Raw genomic sequence first — 20,933 nt, forward strand, 5'->3', positions numbered from 1 at the left:
TTGGTTAAAGACCTCTGAACAAGGCACCACAGGCAGCCATGACAGCGAAGAAAAAACCGAAGGTCTACATCACCCGCAAGCTGCCGGATGCCGTCGAAACCCGGATGCGCGAACTCTTCGACGCCGAGCTGAACATCGACGACGCGCCGCGCTCCGTTGCCGAGCTGATCGCCGCGGTCAAGACCGCCGACGTGCTGGTGCCGACCGTCACCGATCGCATCGACGCGGCGCTGATCGAAGAGGCGGGACCGCAGATGAAGCTGATTGCGAGCTTCTCCAACGGCACCGATCACATCGACGTCGAGGCGGCGGCGCGCAAGGGCATCACCGTCACCAACACGCCGAACGTCCTGACAGAGGACACCGCCGATATGACCATGGCGCTGATTCTCGCTGTTCCGAGAAGGCTCGGCGAAGGTGCGCGCGTGCTGACCGACAAGCCGGGCGAGTGGGCAGGCTGGTCTCCCACCTGGATGCTCGGCCGGCGCATTCACGGCAAGCGCATCGGCATCGTCGGCATGGGCCGCATCGGCACGGCAGTGGCCCGCCGTGCCAAGGCTTTCGGCCTGTCGATCCACTATCACAACCGCAAGCGCGTCAATCCGGCCGTCGAGGACGAACTGGAGGCGACCTATTGGGAAAGCCTCGACCAGATGCTCGCCCGCGTCGACATCGTTTCGATCAATTGTCCGTCGACGCCGGCGACCTTCCACCTGATCTCGGCCCGCCGTCTGGCGCTGCTGCAGCCGACAGCCTATCTCGTCAACACTGCGCGCGGCGACGTGGTCGATGAAGCTGCACTGATCAAGTGCCTGAGGGAGGGCCGGATCGCCGGCGCCGGCCTCGACGTCTTCGAAAACGAGCCCGCCGTCAACCCGAGGCTCATCAAGCTCGCCAATGAGGGCAAGGTCGTGCTGCTGCCGCATATGAGTTCGGCGACGATCGAAGGCCGCATCGACATGGGCGACAAGGTCATCATCAATATCCGCACCTTCATCGACGGTCACAGGCCGCCGAATCGGGTACTGCCGGGTCGTTGAAGAATGCTGTAAGTCGGGCGACGCAGATTGGAGGCGCAAGAACCTTGCGCATTTCGACGAACGTCGTCCTGGCAAAACCGGGATGCGCCTTTTCGGCGGTTCTGGAAAATCCCCAGGCGGCAAAGACGGCGTGATTGTCGGTGAGTTCGATGCGCGTTTCCAGCCGCAAGGCGGGAAGGCCGAGCGCCGCAGCCGTCTCCTCGGCAATCGTCAGCAGCCGCTTGCCGAGGCCCTTGCCCTGTACCTCAGGCAGGACGGCGAGCTTGCCGACATAGAGACAATCGGCCTCCGGCCGCAGGAAGAGGCAGCCGATCAGTTTTTCGCCGTCGATGGCGACATGGCCGATCTCGGTCCTGGCCTTTTCGGCCAGTGATTCCGTCGTCAGCTTGAGCGCCGAAGATGGCGGGTCGATCCTGCCGTTCATCGAGGCGAAGGAGGCGAGGATGAGTGTCAGCAATTCGTCCCAGCGCGTGAAGGTCTGATTAAGAGAAATAATCGTCATCCGGCCTGTCTCTGTGTCGTACGGCGTCGTTTGTAGCGGATGGTGTCGAACCGGGCCGAGAGCGCGTCGTAGAGCAGCAACCGTCCGACCAGCGGTTCACCGGTGCCGGTGACGAGCTTGATTGCCTCCATTGCCATCATCGTGCCGATGACGCCGGTCAGCGCGCCGATGATCCCGGCCTCGGCGCAGGCGGGAATCAACCCGGCCGGCGGCGCTTCCGGAAACAGGTCACGATATCTGGGGTTGGGCGTTCCGTCCTCAGCCGTCTCATAGGGCTTGAGAACAGTCAGCGAACCGTCGAAGCGCCCGACGGCGCCGGTGACGAGCGGGATGCGCCCTTCATCCGCGGCATCCGCGGCGGCATAACGGGTGTCGAAATTGTCGGAGCCGTCGATCAGCAGATCGAAACCGGAGAGCTGACGGCGGCCCGCCTCCGGGGAGAAGCGTTCCTCGAAGCGGATCAACCGGACATGCGGATTGAGCCTGGCGATGGCGAAGGCGGCACTCTCCGTCTTCAATTCGCCGATCGTGCCGGAATCATGGATCACCTGGCGCTGCAGGTTCGACAGCGACACCCGGTCGTCGTCGACGATACCGAGCGTGCCGACGCCGGCTGCGGCCAGATATTGCAGGACCGGCGCACCGAGACCGCCGGCGCCGATCACCAGCACCCGGGCGGCTTTCAGTTTCTGCTGGCCGGCGCCGCCGATCTCGGGCAGCAGGATATGGCGGTGATAGCGCGCGATTTCTTCCGGGCTGAGCGGTTCCATGGCGCCGATGTTATCATGACGCCCGACGCCGGGAAAAGCTGCCTCCGTCATTCGAACACTCTTCCGTCGGAAACCGTGAAAAACTGCGCCCTGTCGCCGAGTGCCGCAAACATCGCGCGATCCGTTCCGGTCATGAAGGACTGGCCGCCGAGCCCGTCGATAAGGTCGAATAGCGCGGCGCGGCGGCCCTCATCGAGATGCGCCGCGATCTCGTCGAGCAGCAGAATCGGCGCATGGCCGGTGAGGTTGCCGACGAGCCGCGCATGCGCAAGCACCAGGCCGACTAGCAGCGCTTTCTGCTCGCCGGTGGAGCAACGCTCCGCCTCCATCGCCTTTTCGCGGTGATGCACGATGAGATCGGCCCGATGCGGCCCCTCGAGCGTGCGCCCTGCGCCGGCATCGCGGTAGCGGCTCTCCGCCAGCATCGCCGCGTAGTCATCTTCGAGGTCGACCGAGGGGCGCGAGAACTGACCGTCCATGAAGCCCGAGAGCTGCAGCGATGCCGAAGGGAAGGGCGACGTTTCGCGGGTTTCCTCGATCAGCCGGGTCAGCAGGCCGAGCATCTCCTGCCGGGCGAGCGCCATGGCGATGCCGAGGCTTGCCATCTGCTCCTCGATGCCAGCAAGCCAGGAGGGATCAAAGCGCCCTTCGTCCAGCAATTTGTTGCGGCTGCGCATGGCGCGCTCGAAATCGCTGGCGCGGCGGCCATGGGCGGGATCGAGCGACAGCACCAGCCGGTCGAGAAAGCGGCGTCGGTCGGAAGAGGCGCCGGTAAAGAGGCCGTCCATTGCCGGTGTCAGCCAGAGAAGGCGCAGATGGTCGGTGAGTTCGTCGGCAGTCTTTGCCGTCGTGCCATTGATGCGCAGCCTGCGGGCGGTGGTCTCCTCGCTCGTTTCGATGCCGGTGCCGATCTCGACGTCGCCTTCCATGCCGTCGAGTGCGGCGAAGATCGAAAAACCGCCGGCGGCGCCGACACGGGTAATGTCGCCATAGGCCGCGCGGCGCAGACCGCGGCCAGGCGAAAGCAGAGAAACTGCCTCCATGAGATTGGTCTTGCCGGCGCCGTTGTCTCCCGTCAGTACGGCATGCCGACCATCAAGGGTAAGGGCCGCCGCCGCATAGTTGCGGAAGTCTGTCAGCTTCAGACGGGAAAGAGAAACCTTGTGCGGCATCGAATGTCCGGAATCGTAAAGCGTGACAGCTAAGCCGAAGCGGCGCTGATGGCAAGGCTGGCAGCTCTTTGGCCGTGGATCGCGCACCATCGGCGCTGCGGGAAATTAAGTCTTTGATGGTATGTAGGGACGCAGCGGCTGGCGCCACACAGGACATATATTCCAGATGATCCCGTGACCAAAGCCCTTGTGTCCGACATCCCCCCGATGGAACGACAGCCATGGCACTTTCGAAATTCGGTTAAAAATACAACCACCGGAGATGGTTTGACATCGCCAAACCGATCCCGTCGACAGTCATTGGCAATGTCTTCCAGCGCCGGATATTCAAGGTTTGCCGCCATCCCTTAAGGCTATTGACGTTACGTAATGCCCAAAAAAAGTCGGTTGAATTTTGCAACTGCAGGGTTGAGTTATCTGGCGCAGACGATATGGTAAACGAACCGTTTATGTATAAGAGAGTGATGAAGTGCCAGATCCGGTTGATATTATCGTCGGTCGCAACGTCAGACAGTTTCGCGCCCTTCGCCGTGTTTCCCAGCTCGAGCTTGGCGAAGCACTCGGACTGACTTTCCAGCAGATCCAGAAATACGAAAAGGGGGCGAACCGCGTTTCCGCCAGCAAGCTGCATCAGATCGCGGTTTTTCTCGACGTCGAGATCTCTGCTCTCTTCGAGGGTGCCGGCATGTCGCCATTCGGCAGCCGCGTCGAACTCAGCCCCGACGCCTATGCGCTCGCGCTGAGCTACGACAAGCTGAACTCACCGGCAGGCAAGGAAGCGGTCAAGACGATCGTCACCCTCATGACGGGCGAAGCGGCCGAAACCGCCGCCTGATTCCACTGGGCAATCAGGATTCCCACGGAAAAGCACGACCTATTCAAGATCTGGATGATTTCCGGACACGTGCAGGTGTGCATGTGGTCTTGGAGGGATGACGTGCATCAGGACAAAGACCGGTAGCAGACCGCCTGATTGAGGTTCGATGCCGCGCGCTTCAGTGAATCTCGCATTCGTGCAGCGCCATCAGCAGATCGTCCTGCGTCTGGTGGCCGGCATGATAGAGGTCGATCGCGATGCTGGCGATGGAAAGGCCTTGCTGGCTGCGAAGCTTGATGTTGCGCTCGGCGCACCATGTGTAGATGGCGCCGGCGAGAACGTCGACGTCTTCGGACTGAGATGAATAGGCTGGCGCCATGGTCGATACCCTTGGTTTGTTTGTTCCCGCTAGCGCTAAGGACGCTCTATCACTTTGATTTGGTGCATGACCCAGAAATCGATTCCGATTCTCGGGGTCATGCACTGACGGCAGAGACTGAATTCATTTGGAAAACTTGCAAGCGGCATCATCTGGCTGCGTTAACGCAAGTCGTCGTCCCGCCCGCCGCCGTATCGATCCGGGACAGATTCGCCGGCATGGACGGCGAATGTCGCAAATCAGGATTCTTAAAACAAAAAAGCCGGAAACGTTTCCGTCCCGGCTTTTCTTAATGGGCATGTCGGTCGCGGCTCAGCCTTCGAAGAATTCTTTCATGCGGGCAAAGAAGCCCGTCGATTCGGGATTATTCTCCTTGGAGGAAAGCTGCTCGAATTCCTGAAGCAGTTCGCGTTGGCGCTTGGTGAGCTTTTGCGGCGTCTCGATCTGGATCTGTATGTAGAGGTCGCCCGTCTGCACCGAACGCAGCACCGGCATGCCCTTGCTCTTGAGTCGAAACTGTTTGCCGACCTGCGTGCCCTCGGGCACCGTCACGCGCGACTTGGTGCCGTCGAGCGTCGCCACGTCGAAGGTGCCGCCGAGCGCCGCCGTCGTCATCGAGATCGGAACGGCGCAATAGAGATCGGCTCCGTCGCGCTGATAGAATTCATGCGGTTTGACGGACAGGAAGATATAGAGATCGCCCGCCGGTCCGCCCCGGGCGCCGGCCTCGCCTTCGCCCTGCAAGCGGATGCGGGTGCCGTCCTCGATGCCGGCGGGAATATTGACCGAGAGCGAACGCTCTTCCGTCACCCGGCCCTGGCCGTGGCACTTTGGGCAGGGATCGGGAATGATCTGGCCGCGGCCGTGGCAGGTCGGGCAGGTCCGCTCGATCGAGAAGAAGCCCTGTGCCGCGCGCACGCGTCCCGTTCCCTGGCAGGTGCCGCAGTTCTTCGGCTGCGTGCCGGGCTTGGCGCCTGAACCGGAACAGACGTCGCAGGTGATCGATGTCGGAACGCGGATCTGCGCCGTCTTGCCGGAGAAAGATTCTTCCAGCGTTATTTCCATGTTGTAGCGAAGATCGGCGCCACGCTCGCGGCCGCCCGACGAGCGCTGGCGCGCGCGCCCACCACCCATCATCTCGCCGAAGATATCCTCGAAAATGTCGGAGAAACCGCCGCCGGCAAATCCGCCGCCACCGCCGCCCATTCCGCCATGCTCGAAGGCCGCATGGCCATAGCGATCATAGGCCGCCCGCTTCTGCGGGTCCTTGAGCATCTCGTAGGCTTCGTTGATTTCCTTGAACTTCCGCTCGGCGTCCTTGTCATCCGGGTTCTTGTCCGGATGGAATTTCATCGCCAATTTGCGAAAGGCGCTTTTCAGCTCTTTCTCGTCCGCCGTCTTGGCTACACCCAGAGTTTCGTAAAAGTCCGCTTTTGCCATTAAGGATTAAACCCCGGAAATGGATTTTCCGGCTGCCATGGTGAGCAGCCGGATCAGGTGTTGAAGCATAACCACGCCGTCGCGGATTACGCGGACTTCTTGCGGTCGTCGTCCTTGATTTCCTCGTAGTCGGCATCGACGACATTGTCGCCGCCTTCCGCGGAGGCATCGCCAGCAGCGCCGCCTTCGGCCTGTTGTGCTTCATAGATCGCCTGGCCGAGCTTCATCGACACTTCCATCAGCGTCTGGGTCTTGGCCTTGATGTCGTCGGCATCGGGCTCCGATGCTTCCGACGCCGTCTTCAGCGCGGCGATCGCATCCGAGATCGCGGTGCGGTCGGCCTCGGAAACCTTGTCGCCATAATCCTTCAGCGACTTTTCCGAGGAATGGATCAGGCTTTCAGCCTGGTTCCGGGCTTCGACCGCCTCGCGGCGCTTCTTGTCTTCGCTGGCATGGGCTTCGGCATCCTTCACCATCTTCTCGATGTCGGAGTCGGAAAGACCGCCGGAAGCCTGGATGCGGATCTGCTGTTCCTTGCCGGTGCCCTTGTCCTTGGCTGAAACCTGCACGATGCCATTGGCGTCGATGTCGAAGGTGACTTCGATCTGCGGCATGCCGCGCGGCGACGGCGGCAGGCCGACGAGGTCGAACTGGCCGAGCAGCTTGTTGTCGGCAGCCATTTCACGCTCGCCCTGCGAAACGCGGATGGTCACAGCCTGCTGGTTGTCTTCGGCGGTCGAAAACGTCTGGCTCTTCTTCGTCGGGATCGTCGTGTTGCGTTCGATCAGGCGGGTGAAGACACCGCCGAGCGTCTCGATGCCGAGCGACAGCGGCGTCACGTCGAGGAGCAGGACGTCCTTGACGTCGCCCTGCAGAACGCCGGCCTGGATGGCGGCGCCAAGCGCCACGACTTCATCCGGGTTGACGCCCTTGTGCGGCTCTTTGCCGAACAGCTGCTTGACGACTTCTTGCACCTTCGGCATGCGGCTCATGCCGCCGACGAGAACCACTTCGTCGATTTCGGCAGCGGTGACACCGGCATCCTTGAGCGCTGCCTTGCACGGCGCGATCGTGCGCTGGACGAGATCGTCGACCAGGCTCTCGAGCTTGGCGCGGGTCAGCTTCAGCGTCAGATGCTTCGGGCCGGAGGCGTCGGCGGTGATGAACGGCAGGTTGATTTCGGTCTGCTGCGAGGACGAAAGCTCGATCTTTGCCTTTTCCGCAGCTTCCTTGAGGCGCTGCAGGGCAAGCTTGTCGTTCTTCAGGTCGATGCCGTTGTCCCTCTTGAACTCACCGACGAGATATTCGACGAGACGCATGTCGAAGTCTTCACCGCCGAGGAAAGTATCGCCGTTGGTGGACTTCACTTCGAAGACGCCGTCACCGATCTCGAGGATCGAAATATCGAAGGTGCCGCCGCCAAGGTCGTAGACGGCAATCGTCTTGCCTTCTTTCTTGTCGAGGCCGTAGGCCAGCGCTGCGGCGGTCGGCTCGTTGATGATGCGCAGGACTTCAAGACCAGCGATGCGGCCGGCATCCTTGGTGGCCTGGCGCTGCGCGTCGTTGAAGTAGGCGGGAACGGTGATGACGGCCTTCTCGACCTTTTCGCCGAGATAGGATTCGGCGGTTTCCTTCATCTTCTGAAGGATCATCGCGGAAATCTGTGCGGGCGAGTAGCCCTTGCCATTGGCTTCGACCCAGGCGTCGCCATTGTCGCCCTTGACGATGGTGAAGGGAACGAGGTGCTTGTCCTTCTCGACGGTCGGATCTTCGTATCGGCGGCCGATCAGGCGCTTGACTGCAAAGAGCGTGTTCGTCGGGTTGGTGACTGCCTGGCGCTTGGCCGGCTGGCCGACGAGGCGTTCGCCATCTTCGGAAAATGCCACCATGGAAGGGGTCGTGCGTGCACCTTCCGCATTCTCGATAACCTTCGCGTCCTTGCCGTCCATGACTGCGACGCAGGAATTCGTCGTTCCAAGGTCGATACCAATTACTTTTGCCATGTCATTCTCTCCTTGAAGCAAGCTGTCGGAACCCCGAGAAGGCATTTCCCTGACAGCCCCTTACGGGATGGGTCTACTTGAGATTACGCAATCGTGATTGCGGTGATGCGGCGTATATAAGGAGCGGTTTTCTGGACTGCAAGGCGAGAAATGCCCCGGAATCCAGCAAAACGAATGTGTTGCGTTCAATTTTTACAGTAGCCGGGAAAGAGGTCGCCCCATGTCCGGAAAGCGGTCGTTTTTTACGGCATGTCGCGCAAAACTGTGTGGCGGTTTTGCGACAACGACATGCGTAAAACAAAGACCTTAAGCGCGAGGCGCGAATCTGAAAGATTGCGGCGCGCTTTAAAGCATCGGGCGTGTGCCGGACATGCAGCAAAGATCTCACTGGCCCATGATCAGATCGAGCAGCGTCGTGCGCCGCGGCTGGACGGAAGAGGTTGTCTGCGCGCCCCCGACATCGCCGGGTGGAACCATGCCCTCATAGTTCGGACCCCCGCCTTCGGCAATGTCTGCGGGCGGAACCGGGCCGCCATTGCCGAAGCTTGCCCCTTGCTGCCGGGCAGGCGCTTGCGGATAGCGGTTTGCATTGTCGTCGCCGCCGAAGACGCCGGAAATAATGCCGCCGATCGTCGAAGGCGGCGCTTCGGCCGTCATCGGTTGCCCGCTGCCCAACTGCCCATTGCCCGGTGCCTCAGCCATTGGCTGACCATTGTTCGGATCGGCGATCAACTGGCCGTTGCCGAAGAGAGGTGCCGGCGAAAGACCCTTGTGGGCGGCGATCATGAATTCCTTCCAGGCCTTGGCGGGCAAGCCGCCGCCGGTCACCTTCTTCATCGGCTTGCCGTCGTCATTGCCGAACCAGACGCCCGTGGTCAGGTTGCTGGTGAAACCGACGAAGAGCGCGTCGCGCGAATTCTGCGTCGTGCCGGTCTTTCCCGCCGCCTGCCAACCGGGGATCTTGGCGCTTTTCCCGGTGCCGCTCTCGATGACGCCCATCATCATCGTATCCATCTGGGCGACGATCTGCTCGGAGAGCACGCGCGGCGGGCTGTCATAGGTATTTTCGTAGAGAACCTTGCCCTCGGCCGTCGTCACCCGGCGGATGACGTGCGGCGTCGCCTTGTAGCCGCCGTTCATGAAGGCGGCATAGGAGGCGGTGAGTTCCATCAGCGACACTTCGGACGTGCCGAGCGCGATCGAGGCATTCGGCTGCAGCTCGCTTTCGATGCCGAGCCGGTGGGCAAGCTTGATCACCTGATCCGGCCCGTCATACATCACCAGCTGCGCAGCCACCGTGTTCAGCGATTTGGCAAGCGCGGTCGCCAGCGTCACTTCGCCATTGTATTTTTTTTCGTAATTTTCGGGCGTCCAGTCGCCGATCCGGATCGGCGCGTCGTTGAACACCGAATACGGCGTCAGCCCCTTCTCGAGTGCTGCGGCATAGACGAAGGGCTTGAACGAGGAACCCGGCTGGCGTTTGGCCTTGACGGCGCGGTTGAACTGGCTCGTCGCATAATCCCTGCCGCCGACGAGCGCTCGGATCGCGCCGGTGCCGTCGATCGAGACGAGGGCCGCCTGCGAGGCGTCGAGCTTGCCGCCCTCCTTGTCTAGTACGTCGACCAGCGATTGCTCGGCCTTCTTTTCCAGCGACTTGTCGATGGTCGTATCGACGATGACGTCTTCCTTGACGTCGCCGATCAGACCCGGCAGCTCGTCCATCACCATGTCGGCGACATAGTGCCCGGCGCCCGACCAGTAGCTCTTGGCCGAAGCCGGGGTCTGCGACATCGCCGTCTTGACCTCGGAATCGGTGATGAAACCCTGCTCGCGCATCGCCGCGAGCACGAGCTGGGCGCGGGCATTCGCCGCATCGGCATCGCGGGCCGGTGAAAGCCGCGACGGCGCCTTGAGCAGACCGGCCAGCACCGCGGCCTCGCCGAGGTTTACGTCACGCGCCGATTTGTTGAAGTAGCGGCGCGAGGCGGCCTCGACGCCATAGGCGTTCGATCCGAAGAACACCCGGTTGAGATACATGGCAAGGATCTGGTCCTTGGTGTATTTCTGCTCCAGCCAGAGCGAGAGCAGCACTTCCTGCACCTTGCGTTCCAGCGTTCTCTCGGGGGAGAGGAAGAGGTTCTTGGCAAGCTGCTGCGTCAGCGTCGAGCCACCCTGGACCATGTGGCCAGCCGTGAGATTGGTCACGATCGCCCGGCCGAGGCCGAGCGGGTCGACGCCGAAATGCGAATAGAAACGCCGATCCTCGATGGCGATGACGGCTTCCGGAATATAGGGCGACATGTTTTCGAGCGACAGCGCCTCGCCGCCGGTGGCGCCGCGATTGGCGATAACGCTGCCGTCGACAGCGGTAATCTTGACGTTCGGCGGCCGCTCCGGGATCGCCCATGTACTGGCGCTCGGCATACGCGAGCCATAATAGACCACAAGCCCGGCAACGCCGATGCCGGCCCAGATGAAAAGCACGACGCACCAGTAGATCACGCGGCGCAGGAAGCCGAAAAGCCCCCCGCCTTCACGCTCCCGCGGCTCGCGCCGCCGCCGGGGGGCGGCGCGTTGCGGCGGAGGTTTGGAGCCGCCGCGGCGCTGGGATCGGCCTCCGGCGATGCGATCATCGGCATCGAGCGAGAATTCGTCATCGTCGCGCGCCGGGCGGCCGCTGAAGGACGGTTCTATTCTGTCGCCTGATCTGCCTCTGCCTGCCATCGCGGACCGGTCACACCCCATGTTCGATCGCGAAGCCAACTTCGCATAACGGCGCTCTTCTGCAGCGCCGCGCATTTTTTCAGATGCGCAAAGGACGCTGGAGCACTTTGAGTGCCGCCGTGATCATCCGACTGAACTGTAAATGCGGCGATTTAACGGGGTGTTAATAATGGAAAGCAAAGCAGATCGCGCCGGGCGATAGCATTGGCCTTCAGAACTGCCGGGCCTCGTATTCGTCGAGCGTTTCCGGGTCCTGCTTGTATTCCCACTCGCCCTGATGAAAGCGGCGCCAGATCTGGCCGGAAGGGTTGAGGTTCGCCCCATCGGAAAGGCGTATAGGAAGGAGTGGGTTGTGTTTATGCCAAACGGTAACATCTATGGCGGCTGCCCGAGGGGCGAAAAGCCCGAAGAAAGCCAGGTAGTCTTGCGTCATCAGGGTCCAGCCTCGAACGGATTAAAATCAATCCGCAACTTCACAAAACTGCAATAAAGAATTCCGCAAAACAAGAGCCTCGCGATAGCTTCACATGAAATTGTCGGTGACCGCATCCGAGGATCGATATTTCCCCCACGGCTCCTGTCTTGCGCTCGCTGGCCAAGCGGCACGTCTGATGAAAACAAAGACCTGAAGTGCGTCACGTGAATCACGCGCGATACGACGCATTTTACAGCGTCGCGCGTCTTTTCAAGAGGCGCATGAAGGCTGTAACAAATTGAATTGCTGCATAATTTTTTCCTCAAATCGGTTCCGTTTCAAGGAATTATCCTAGAGGCGGAACCAATAGGCTTCGCGATTGTTTATGAAGAAGCGGGACAACCCCTCACGTCCCGCGAATGATCGGCCGTCTCCCCTCAACGCGTGCCGATCGACATCAGGCCCGGTGCATCCCTCCCAAGGGAGCGCCGGGCTTTTTCTTGGGTGTTTGCCCTTGGCAAACCTCGGAAGAGGACGGCGCTGCCGTCCCCTTTCTGTTTCATTCGCCGCAGGAGGGATCGCCGGGGCGGCAATCAAAGTCCCTGCGGTCCGGCCTGCGATCATCGCCTCTCCGGTCGTCCCTTTGCCGATCGTCCCTTTGATTGTCGTCGCGCCAGTCACGATCGCGGTTGCGCCCATCTCGGTCGCCATCCCGCTCGCGCCAGTTCCGGTCGCGATCCCGGTTATCTCTATCGCGATCCCGATTGTCGCGGTCGCGATAATAATAGTCCGGGCCGCGGCTCCAGCGGTCACGGTCGCGATAGAAATCGCGGTTGCGGTAGTAGCGGTCCCAATAATTGTCGACGCTGAAGCGAATCATCGGAATGCCGAGCGGACGGTAATATTGCGGGCCGACATAGACGCGGCGCTGCTGGTAGAGGGCCTGGACGTACTGGCCGGAAACCCAGCCGCGGCCGCCGTAGAATTCGACGTCGCACCAGTTGACGTCGGAAAGGCATCCGCGGATCTCGACGGAAGAACCGGCCGGGATGACCGCGACGGCAGGATAACGGGTGCTCGGACCGGCACGCATGTTGACGTTCGCAGTCGAGTAGCCCTCGGCAGCCTGCGCTATGGCGGGAGCCAGCATAAGCATGCCGGCGGCTGCGATTTTAACAAAGAGATTTTTCACGCTTCCCAGTCCTTGTTGGCACGTTTTTCAGGCAGCGCTTGGCCGCGTTTCCTTGGCATATGCCATTGAAACAAAAGACAGAGCGATCGCCCGCAGGTGCAAGGGGCTATCATTCACCTTATCTTTCAATGACTTATATGTCGCTCGCGATGAACGCAGCTTGAACGGCGAAATGTCTGTCAGCGCCTTGGAGCCGTGCGTGCCGCTTCCGGCTTTGTTAACGGTTCGTTAACCTTTCGGCGGCAATCTCATTGCAATACCCGCTTGCTCTTTGACCACGGATGAACTGGCACTGAGGTAAACGGATGACGAAAGGCCGGGTCGAACCGGCCTTTTTGTTTCTTGCGACTTTGCTTGGCGCTTCTTGATGGAAGCCGCGCCTATTCCTTCAGGTGGCGAGCGACTGAAGAATCCGCACCCAGGAGCGGATGCCCTTGTGGTAGGAGACGAGCTCGTATTTCTCGTTCGGCGAGTGAATGCGATCGTCGCTGAGGCCGAAGCCGACGAGCAGCGATTCCATACCGAGCATCTTCTGGAAATCTCCGACGATCGGGATCGATCCACCCATGCCGATGACGATGGCGGGTTTCGGCCACTCGTCGGAAAGCGCGTTCTTCGCCTTTGTCAGAACAGGGGAATCATAGGAGAGATGAATTGCCGGCGAGCCGCCATGCGGATGGAACTCCACCGAGCAATCGGCGGGAATCTTCGAGCTGATATAGCTGCGGAAAGCTTCGCGGATGGCGGCCGGATCCTGCGTGCCGACAAGTCGGAACGAAACCTTGGCCGAAGCCTTGGCGGCGATCACCGTCTTGAAGCCTTCGCCGGTATATCCGCCCCAGATGCCGTTGATTTCGGCGGTCGGCCGGGCCCAGGTGAGTTCCAGCACCGAACGGCCCTTCTCGCCGGATGGAATGGAAAGGCCGACTTCACCGAGGAAGCTCTCCGCGGTCTTACCGAGCGTCTCCCATGACGCCTTGATGTTTTCAGGCGTTTCCTCGACGCCGTCATAGAAACCGTCAAGCGTGATGCGGCCTGTCTCGTCATGCAGACCGGCAAGAGCCTCGACGAGAATATGGATCGGATTGGCGGCCGCGCCGCCGAAGAGACCGGAATGCAGGTCGCGGTCGGCGGCCGTCACGACCACTTCCTCGCCGACGAGGCCGCGCAGCGCTGCGGCGATGGCCGGTGTGTCGCGGTCCCACATGCCGGTATCGCAGACCAGCGCATAATCGGCCTTGAGCTCGGCGGCATTGGCTTCGAGGAAGGGCTTCAGCGACGGCGAGCCGGATTCCTCCTCGCCCTCGAAGAGGATGGTGACGCGGCAGGGAAGCGCGCCGTTGATCTCCTTATAGGCCCGGCAAGCCTCGACGAAGGTCATCAACTGGCCCTTGTCGTCGGAGGTGCCGCGGCCGGTCAGGATCTTGCGGCCCTCGCCGACATCCTTGATCGATGGCTCGAAGGGGTCGTTTTCCCAGAGCTCGATCGGATCAACCGGCTGAACGTCGTAGTGGCCGTAGAAGAGAACATGCGGCGCATCGGCGGAAGCGCCGGCATGATGGGCGACCACCATCGGATGGCCTGGCGTATCGCGTACCCAAACCGAGCGTCCCGAGATAGGCGACGAGCCATTCCGCAGCCTTACGGCATTCGGCTTTGTAGGCGGGATCGGTGGAAATCGACTGGATGCGCAGAAGCTCGAACAGCTTGTCGAGGCTCGATGGAAGGTTCTGGTCCGCGCGCGCAAGCACCTGACGTACATCGGTCATTTTCGACTCCTTTTTGAAATTCGGCCGGACGATAGACTAAACCAGAAAGGCAGGCGAGGCGGAAAAACAAAAAATCGGCGGCGCGAAAGGCCGGACTAAAATCAAGAAGATTTGCTGGATAATATGAAAGAGAATTCTAATTCAATTTACCGTTATTTAGCACAAGCTAAATAGCCTGACCGAATTCAGCTGTACGAGGTTCGGATGTTTTCGGTCATTACATGTATTCGGGACAACCACGATTGGCGGCTGGTGCTTGCGGCCGCCGCCGTCTGTTTGGTCGGCGCTATGGCGGCTATGCTGCTGCTTTCCCGTGCCCAGGAATGCGACGCCGGGCGGCGCAAGCTCTGGATCGGCGCCTCGGCTTTCGCTTTTGGCACCGGTGTATGGGCAACGCACTTCATCGCGATGCTGGCCTATGACGGCGGCATGCCGATCGGCTACCAACTGGGCCTGACGACGCTTTCTTTCCTCCTGTCGGTTGTCGGTTCGTGGGCGGCGATCCTCGTCGCTTCGGAAAGCCGCGGCAGGTTTTCTCGTATCCGCGGCGGGGTCCTGATGGCGCTCGGCATCGCCTCCATGCACCTGACCGGCATGCAGGCGATCGAAACGCAGGCGGTCATCCTTTATGATCCCTTCATGACGCTGAGTGCGGTTCTCGCAGGAGCGCTGTTGTCGAGCGCCGCCTTCCACACCTTTTTCCAATTGAAGGGACTGCGGCGGCTCCTCGCCTCGTCAATCACTTTCGTCCTTGCGATCTGCGCGCTCCATTTCATCTCGATGGCTAGCATCACGCTCGTGCCGGATCTCGGGAAAGAGGTTCCGGCAACGGTGCTCGACGCCAGCCTGCTTGCTGCGATCGTCGTGGTGGCGGCAACGATGCTCATTCTGATTGCGCTCGCCGTGGTCTTTGTCGAAAGCCACCTGACGGATCTGAGGGGGCTCGCGAATGCCTCGCAGGAAGGGCTGCTGATTCTGCGGGAAGGCCGGATCATCGATGCCAATGAACGCTTCCAGGGGCTTTCCGGCTGGAAGCTTGCCGGTCTTGCCGGTAAGGCGCCCTCGGCTGTTTTGACCGCTGTTCAGGGGACTGGGCAGAACAGATCCAGCGAGACGCTGCTCAACACCAGGAACGGCAGGGAGATCGCCGTCGAAGTGACCACGAGCAGGATCGTCTATCGCGGGCATAATTGTGAGGTGCTGGCGGTGCGTGATCTCACCGAGCGCAGGCAGGCCGAGGAGATGATCGAGCATCTCGCCCACCACGACGTGCTCACCGATTTGCCGAACAGGTCGCTGTTCGATACCCGCATCCGGCAGGCACTGCAGATGGCCGAACGAAAGAACAGCGAGGTTGCCCTCTTCTATCTCGACCTCGATCGCTTCAAGGCCGTCAACGATATCTTCGGTCATGCTGAAGGCGACCGCATTCTCCGTAAGGTCGCCTCGATCCTGCGCCGCGTGGCGGATGAGAGCGATACGATCGCCCGCCTCGGCGGCGATGAATTCGCCATCATTCAGCTCGCCGGGCAGCAGCCGGCGGCGGCGCAAAAGCTTGCGGCTGATATCCTCGGCGAATTCGCCGCCGAGATGGACACGGCACGTGACCCGACCGCCGTCGGCGTCAGTGTCGGCATCGCACTCTATCCCGCGGATGGCATGGCTGCTGAAGAACTCTGCAACAATGCCGATACTGCACTCTACCGCGTCAAGCATGACGGTCGCGGCAAGGTCTGTTTCTTCGACGCGGAAATGGATAAGGCGGCACGGAACCGCCGCCAGATCGAAAGCGAACTGCGCCATGCGATCGTCCGCAACCAGATCCATGTCAGCTATCAGCCGATCCTCGATGCGCTGAGCGGCGAGATCGGTGGCTACGAGGCCCTGATGCGCTGGAACCGGCCAGGTCACGGCTTGACCGAGCCCGATATCTTCATCCCGATCGCCGAGGAAAGCGGCTCGATCGTCCAACTCGGCGAATGGGTGTTGCAGCAGGCCTGCAGGGAGGCTGTGCGCTGGCCGCTGCCGTTGATGATCGCCGTCAATCTCTCGCCGGTGCAATTCATGCTGCCGAACCTCTGCGAGCGGATCGAGGCGATTCTCGCCGAAACCGGGCTTGCGCCCAGCCGGCTGGAGCTCGAGATCACCGAGGCGGCCCTCATTCGCGATCGCGACCGGGTAATGACGACGCTGCTGCGGCTGCACAAGCTCGGTGTGCACATCGTCATGGATGATTTCGGCACCGGTTTTTCCTCGCTTTCCAACCTGCGTTCATTCCCTTTCGACAAGATCAAGGTCGACCGCAGTTTCACCGGCGTGCTGGAACATGATGCGGCGGCGCGCTCGATCGTGCGCGCCATCATCGGCCTTGGTCATAGCCTCGGCATGCCTGTCGTGACGGAGGGCGTGGAAACCGAGATGCAGCGCCGGATCGTCGTCGAGGAAGGCTGCACGCAAGTACAGGGCCTTTTACTCGGCAAGCCGGATATCGAGCCGAGCATCAAGCTTGCCGCCCACGAAAACGTGCTGACCGCGCAGATCTAAACCGGCGTGCCGTCGCTGCGACGCGCACAGGGTGCTGGCGAGTGATCTTACAGCGCCGCGCGTCTTTTCAGACGCGCAAAGGACGCTGTCGATTCCGATTTAAGGAATTATGCAGTGGTCAGAGCGCCTTGGCGTTTTCCAGAAGCCGGCGGATATATTCAAGCGTCAGCTCGCGTTCGAAAACCCGGAAACCTTTAAACAGCGCAAGATCGGCCTCACGCGCGGTCTCAATCGCCTCGGCCTCCATGGCGCGCGCCCTCGGCGTCAGGAAGAGCAGTTGCGCCCGCTTGTCGGATGGATGCGGCCGGCGCTCGATCAGCCCGTCGCGGACCATGCGCGAAAGCGTATTGGCCATGGTCGCCTGCTCGATATCGACTCGCTCGAGAAGCTGTTTCTGGGTCAGCCCGTCCTCGGCCCAGAGTTCCAGCAGAATGGGGAACTGGCCCGGAGAAAAACCGAGCCCGACCGCGCGCTGGTGCAGCGAGCGGGCAAAACCCTTCGCCAGCTGGCTGGCAAGGTAGGCTCCCGAATCCATGCGGTTAAATCCCATGATTGCAAATTAGGCTCAAAACCATGCCGGAGACAATGCAACAAATCGCATACGATGCTCCTAAACATGCAAGCCGTGATGATAATTGCGAGTGCCTGGAAAAACAAAAGTCGCCATGGCCTGGAGGTTGGCCATGGCGACTTTAAAGTGGGGACAAAGGCCCGGAGAGGGGGATAAGGCCTTTGTCCAAGCCTGACGCGGCGGGGGACAAGCCGGTAATCAGACCCGCGACGCGATCAAGCGCCGGTGACATGGATTTGTGGCTCAGAATGTGGTTTTTCAAGGGAGGGCGATCGTTACAAATCGGTAACAGTTTGGTGAGCCGGAATTCCTGCCGCACAATTCCTGAGATCGGAATCGATGGAAGGATAAAATTATGCAGCAAAGCCAAGTGCTCAGCGTCCTTTGCACGTCCGAAAAGACGCGCGGCGCTGTGTGACGCTCCGAGCGCCATAAACCTTTTCGCGCGCCGAACTTTATGCCGAACTCCATATGGACCTCGTCCCATGCCCGCGCTATCCATGCACGCATGAAAAAAGGCGATCACCTCTTCCTAGTCGATGGTTCCGGATTCATCTTCCGGGCGTTTCATGCATTGCCGCCGCTGACCCGCAAGACCGACGGCCTGCCGATCGGCGCCGTGTCCGGTTTCTGCAACATGCTGTGGAAACTGCTGAGGGATGCGCGCAATACCGATGTCGGCGTCACGCCGACACATCTTGCCGTCATCTTCGATTATTCCGCCAAGACGTTTCGCAAGGATCTCTACGACGCTTACAAGGCGAACCGCTCCGCCCCGCCTGAAGAGCTCATCCCGCAATTCGGCCTTATAAGAGAGGCGACCCGCGCCTTCAATCTGCCCTGCATCGAGACCGAAGGCTTCGAGGCCGACGACATCATCGCCACCTATGCCCGCCAGGCCGAAGCGACCGGCGCCGATGTCACCATTGTCTCCTCCGACAAGGATCTGATGCAGCTCGTCAGCCCCAATGTCCATATGTATGACAGCATGAAGGACAAGCAGATCGGCATTCCCGATGTCATCGAGAAATGGGGCGTGCCGCCGGAAAAGATGATCGACCTGCAGGCGATGACCGGCGATTCAGTCGACAATGTTCCCGGCATTCCCGGCATCGGTCCGAAAACCGCCGCCCAGCTGCTCGAGGAATACGGCGATCTCGATACGCTGCTCGAACGCGCCACCGAGATCAAGCAGGTCAAGCGCCGTGAGACGATCCTCGCCAATATCGACATGGCCAGGCTCTCGCGCGACCTCGTGCGGTTGCGCATAGACGTGCCGCTCGATCTCGATCTCGACGCGCTGGTGCTGGAACCGCAGAACGGTCCGAAGCTGATCGGCTTCCTCAAGACGATGGAATTCACCACGCTGACGCGCCGCGTCGCCGAAGCCTGCAATTGCGATGCCGGCGCCATCGAACCGGCGATCGTCCGTGTCGAATGGGGTGAGACGGCCCGCGGCCCGGATCTCGATGCGGCCGCGCCCGAGCCTGTTGCCGGCGGCATCCCCGACGTTTCCGGCGAATCCGTGCCGGTGCCGCCGCGTGCAAAGGCGAAGACCGCGGTCGAAGGCGCCTTTTCGCCCGCCGATCTTGCCAAGGCGCGGGCCGAGGTCTTTGCGACGCTGCCCTTCGATCATTCGGCCTATGTCACGATCCGCGACCTGGCGACACTCGACCGATGGATTGCCGATGCACGCGTCACCGGCCTCGTTGCTTTCGATACCGAGACCACGTCGCTGGATGCGATGCAGGCCGAACTTGTCGGCTTTTCGCTGGCGATCGCCGACAATACCGCCGATCCCACCGGCACGAAGATCCGTGCCGCCTATGTGCCGCTCGTCCACAAGAACGGCGTCGGCGATCTGCTCGGCGGCGGCCTTGCCGAAAACCAGATCCCGATGCGCGATGCTCTGCCACGACTGAAGGCATTGCTGGAGGACGAAGCGGTTCTCAAGGTCGCCCAGAACCTGAAATACGACTACCTGCTGTTGAAGCGCTACGGCATCGAGACCAGGAGTTTCGACGACACGATGCTGATCTCCTACGTGCTCGATGCCGGCACCGGCGCGCATGGCATGGACCCGCTCTCGGAAAAATTCCTCGGCCATACCCCGATTCCCTACAAGGACGTGGCCGGCAGCGGCAAGGCGAACGTCACCTTCGATCTGGTCGATATCGACCGCGCCACCCACTATGCCGCCGAAGATGCCGAGGTGACGTTGCGCCTCTGGCTGGTGCTGAAGCCCCGGCTGGCGGCGGCGGGATTGACCAGCGTCTATGAACGGCTGGAGCGGCCGCTATTGCCGGTGCTGGCGCGCATGGAAGCGCGCGGCATCACCGTCGACCGGCAGATCCTGTCGCGCCTCTCCGGCGAGCTGGCCCAGAGTGCAGCAAGGCTGGAGGACGAGATCTACGTGCTGGCCGGCGAGCGTTTCAATATCGGTTCGCCGAAGCAGCTGGGCGATATCCTGTTCGGCAAGATGGGCCTTTCCGGCGGCAGCAAGACGAAGACCGGCCAATGGTCCACCTCCGCCCAGGTGCTCGAGGATCTGGCCGCCGCCGGTTTCGAATTGCCGCGCAAGATCGTCGACTGGCGCCAGGTCACCAAGCTGAAATCCACCTATACCGACGCGCTTCCGGGTTACGTTCACCCCGAGACAAAGCGGGTCCACACCTCCTACTCGCTGGCATCGACGACCACGGGACGCCTGTCATCGTCCGAGCCGAACTTGCAGAATATTCCGGTGCGCACCGCAGAAGGCCGCAAGATCCGCACCGCCTTCATCTCGACGCCCCGCCACAAGCTGATCTCCGCCGACTACAGCCAGATCGAACTGCGCGTGCTTGCCCATGTGGCCGAAATCCCGCAGCTGACCAAGGCCTTCGAAGATGGCGTCGACATCCATGCCATGACGGCGTCGGAAATGTTCGGCGTGCCGGTGGAAGGCATGCCGGGCGAGGTGCGCCGCCGCGCCAAGGCGATCAATTTCGGCATCATCTACGGCATCTCGGCCTTCGGGCTTGCCAATCAGCTTTCGATCGAGCGTTCGGAAGCCGGCGACTACATCAAGAAGTATTTCGAGCGTTTCCCCGGCATCCGCGATTATATGGAAAGCCGAAAGGCCATGGCGCGCGACAAGGGTTATGTCGAAACGATCTTCGGTCGCCGCATCAACTATCCCGAAATCCGCTCTTCCAATCCATCCGTGCGTGCCTTTAACGAGCGTGCGGCGATCAACGCGCCGATCCAGGGCTCGGCTGCCGACGTCATCCGCCGGGCAATGATCAAGATAGAGCCGGCGCTTGTTGAAGTCGGCCTTGCCGATCGCGTCCGCATGCTGCTGCAGGTGCATGACGAACTCATCTTCGAGGTCGAGGACGAGGATGTCGAAAAGGCGATGCCGGTCATCGTCTCGGTCATGGAAAACGCCACCATGCCGGCGCTGGAAATGCGCGTGCCGCTGAGGGTCGATGCCCGCGCCGCCACCAATTGGGACGAGGCGCACTAAAGCATGTCGCGCAAAACTGTGCGGCGGTCTTTGCGACAACGACTTGCGCGGAAATAAAGCCTAAAGCGCGAGGAGCGATCAGAGCAC

General features: G+C 61.1%; 14 protein-coding genes and 1 pseudogene. 4 read left to right on the plus strand and 11 right to left on the minus strand.

Annotated features, from left to right (window positions below; all coding sequences use genetic code 11):
* Positions 1-38: 38 nt before the first annotated feature.
* Complete coding sequence (locus AC244Q_RS22895) at positions 39-1,040, plus strand: 2-hydroxyacid dehydrogenase (protein ID WP_012759668.1); 1,002 nt, start codon at positions 39-41, stop codon at positions 1,038-1,040.
* Here AC244Q_RS22895 and AC244Q_RS22900 read toward each other — a convergent pair.
* Genes AC244Q_RS22900 through recF form a run of 3 tightly spaced genes read right to left on the minus strand, consistent with a single transcriptional unit; the run spans position 994 to position 3,484 of the window.
* On the minus strand, positions 994-1,542 hold the full coding sequence (locus tag AC244Q_RS22900; RefSeq protein WP_245460405.1) for a GNAT family N-acetyltransferase: 549 nt from the start codon (positions 1,540-1,542) through the stop codon (positions 994-996). The genes AC244Q_RS22895 and AC244Q_RS22900 overlap by 47 nt on opposite strands.
* The gene (locus AC244Q_RS22905; protein ID WP_012759670.1) at positions 1,539-2,363 is read right to left on the minus strand and encodes a molybdopterin-synthase adenylyltransferase MoeB; all 825 of its coding nucleotides are present in this window, start codon (positions 2,361-2,363) and stop codon (positions 1,539-1,541) included. The genes AC244Q_RS22900 and AC244Q_RS22905 overlap by 4 nt, the downstream gene beginning before the upstream one ends.
* The gene (recF, locus tag AC244Q_RS22910) at positions 2,360-3,484 is read right to left on the minus strand and encodes a DNA replication/repair protein RecF (RefSeq protein WP_113546639.1); all 1,125 of its coding nucleotides are present in this window, start codon (positions 3,482-3,484) and stop codon (positions 2,360-2,362) included. The genes AC244Q_RS22905 and recF overlap by 4 nt, the downstream gene beginning before the upstream one ends.
* 469 nt (positions 3,485-3,953) lie before the next feature.
* On the opposite strand from recF, the gene AC244Q_RS22915 reads away from it, so the two are divergent.
* Positions 3,954-4,319 carry a helix-turn-helix domain-containing protein gene (locus AC244Q_RS22915; RefSeq protein ID WP_003544369.1) on the plus strand — a complete coding sequence of 122 codons (366 nt, stop codon included), beginning with the start codon at positions 3,954-3,956 and terminating at the stop codon, positions 4,317-4,319.
* Between the two features lie 160 nt (positions 4,320-4,479).
* Here the strand turns inward: AC244Q_RS22915 and AC244Q_RS22920 are convergent, their stop codons facing one another.
* From AC244Q_RS22920 to AC244Q_RS22950, 7 genes and pseudogenes are all read right to left on the minus strand, one after another.
* Positions 4,480-4,680 carry a hypothetical protein gene (locus AC244Q_RS22920; protein WP_012759672.1) on the minus strand — a complete coding sequence of 67 codons (201 nt, stop codon included), beginning with the start codon at positions 4,678-4,680 and terminating at the stop codon, positions 4,480-4,482.
* Positions 4,681-4,992: 312 nt separating this feature from the next.
* A complete protein-coding gene (gene dnaJ / locus AC244Q_RS22925) occupies positions 4,993-6,120 on the minus strand; it encodes a molecular chaperone DnaJ (RefSeq protein WP_012759673.1) in 1,128 nt (375 codons plus the stop codon).
* Between the two features lie 86 nt (positions 6,121-6,206).
* A complete protein-coding gene (gene dnaK / locus AC244Q_RS22930; protein WP_012759674.1) occupies positions 6,207-8,123 on the minus strand; it encodes a molecular chaperone DnaK in 1,917 nt (638 codons plus the stop codon).
* A gap of 384 nt (positions 8,124-8,507) precedes the next feature.
* The gene (locus AC244Q_RS22935) at positions 8,508-10,847 is read right to left on the minus strand and encodes a transglycosylase domain-containing protein (RefSeq protein WP_113546638.1); all 2,340 of its coding nucleotides are present in this window, start codon (positions 10,845-10,847) and stop codon (positions 8,508-8,510) included.
* Between the two features lie 211 nt (positions 10,848-11,058).
* Positions 11,059-11,280 (minus strand): hypothetical protein, encoded by a 222-nt coding sequence (locus AC244Q_RS22940; RefSeq protein ID WP_113546603.1) that lies wholly within the window; start codon positions 11,278-11,280, stop codon positions 11,059-11,061.
* 541 nt (positions 11,281-11,821) lie between these two features.
* Positions 11,822-12,454, minus strand: coding sequence for an SH3 domain-containing protein (locus AC244Q_RS22945; RefSeq protein WP_113546602.1), 633 nt, complete (start codon positions 12,452-12,454; stop codon positions 11,822-11,824).
* Between the two features lie 388 nt (positions 12,455-12,842).
* A pseudogene (locus tag AC244Q_RS22950) lies at positions 12,843-14,223 on the minus strand (M20/M25/M40 family metallo-hydrolase).
* A 204-nt stretch (positions 14,224-14,427) separates the two neighbouring features.
* On the opposite strand from AC244Q_RS22950, the gene AC244Q_RS22955 reads away from it, so the two are divergent.
* A complete protein-coding gene (locus tag AC244Q_RS22955) occupies positions 14,428-16,767 on the plus strand; it encodes a bifunctional diguanylate cyclase/phosphodiesterase (protein WP_012759679.1) in 2,340 nt (779 codons plus the stop codon).
* Between the two features lie 118 nt (positions 16,768-16,885).
* Here the strand turns inward: AC244Q_RS22955 and AC244Q_RS22960 are convergent, their stop codons facing one another.
* Positions 16,886-17,302, minus strand: coding sequence for a MarR family winged helix-turn-helix transcriptional regulator (locus tag AC244Q_RS22960; protein ID WP_003544385.1), 417 nt, complete (start codon positions 17,300-17,302; stop codon positions 16,886-16,888).
* A 544-nt stretch (positions 17,303-17,846) separates the two neighbouring features.
* Here AC244Q_RS22960 and polA point away from each other — a divergent pair.
* Complete coding sequence (gene polA / locus AC244Q_RS22965) at positions 17,847-20,846, plus strand: DNA polymerase I (RefSeq protein ID WP_113546637.1); 3,000 nt, start codon at positions 17,847-17,849, stop codon at positions 20,844-20,846.
* The last annotated feature ends 87 nt before the right edge of the window (positions 20,847-20,933 follow it).

Source organism: Rhizobium sp. CB2179 (assembly GCF_057653455.1).

Excerpts from the sequence above, each read along its gene's own strand:
- AC244Q_RS22960 (WP_003544385.1), bottom strand. The coding sequence starts at position 17,302 with ATGGATTCGGGAGCCTACCTTGCCAGCCAGCTGGCGAAGGGTTTTGCC.
- AC244Q_RS22940 (WP_113546603.1), bottom strand. The coding sequence starts at position 11,280 with ATGACGCAAGACTACCTGGCTTTCTTCGGGCTTTTCGCCCCTCGGGCA.
- AC244Q_RS22905 (WP_012759670.1), bottom strand. The coding sequence starts at position 2,363 with ATGACGGAGGCAGCTTTTCCCGGCGTCGGGCGTCATGATAACATCGGC.
- recF (WP_113546639.1), bottom strand. The coding sequence starts at position 3,484 with ATGCCGCACAAGGTTTCTCTTTCCCGTCTGAAGCTGACAGACTTCCGC.
- AC244Q_RS22900 (WP_245460405.1), bottom strand. The coding sequence starts at position 1,542 with ATGACGATTATTTCTCTTAATCAGACCTTCACGCGCTGGGACGAATTG.
- dnaJ (WP_012759673.1), bottom strand. The coding sequence starts at position 6,120 with ATGGCAAAAGCGGACTTTTACGAAACTCTGGGTGTAGCCAAGACGGCG.
- AC244Q_RS22895 (WP_012759668.1), top strand. The coding sequence starts at position 39 with ATGACAGCGAAGAAAAAACCGAAGGTCTACATCACCCGCAAGCTGCCG.
- AC244Q_RS22920 (WP_012759672.1), bottom strand. The coding sequence starts at position 4,680 with ATGGCGCCAGCCTATTCATCTCAGTCCGAAGACGTCGACGTTCTCGCC.
- AC244Q_RS22955 (WP_012759679.1), top strand. The coding sequence starts at position 14,428 with ATGTTTTCGGTCATTACATGTATTCGGGACAACCACGATTGGCGGCTG.
- polA (WP_113546637.1), top strand. The coding sequence starts at position 17,847 with ATGAAAAAAGGCGATCACCTCTTCCTAGTCGATGGTTCCGGATTCATC.
- dnaK (WP_012759674.1), bottom strand. The coding sequence starts at position 8,123 with ATGGCAAAAGTAATTGGTATCGACCTTGGAACGACGAATTCCTGCGTC.
- AC244Q_RS22935 (WP_113546638.1), bottom strand. The coding sequence starts at position 10,847 with ATGGCAGGCAGAGGCAGATCAGGCGACAGAATAGAACCGTCCTTCAGC.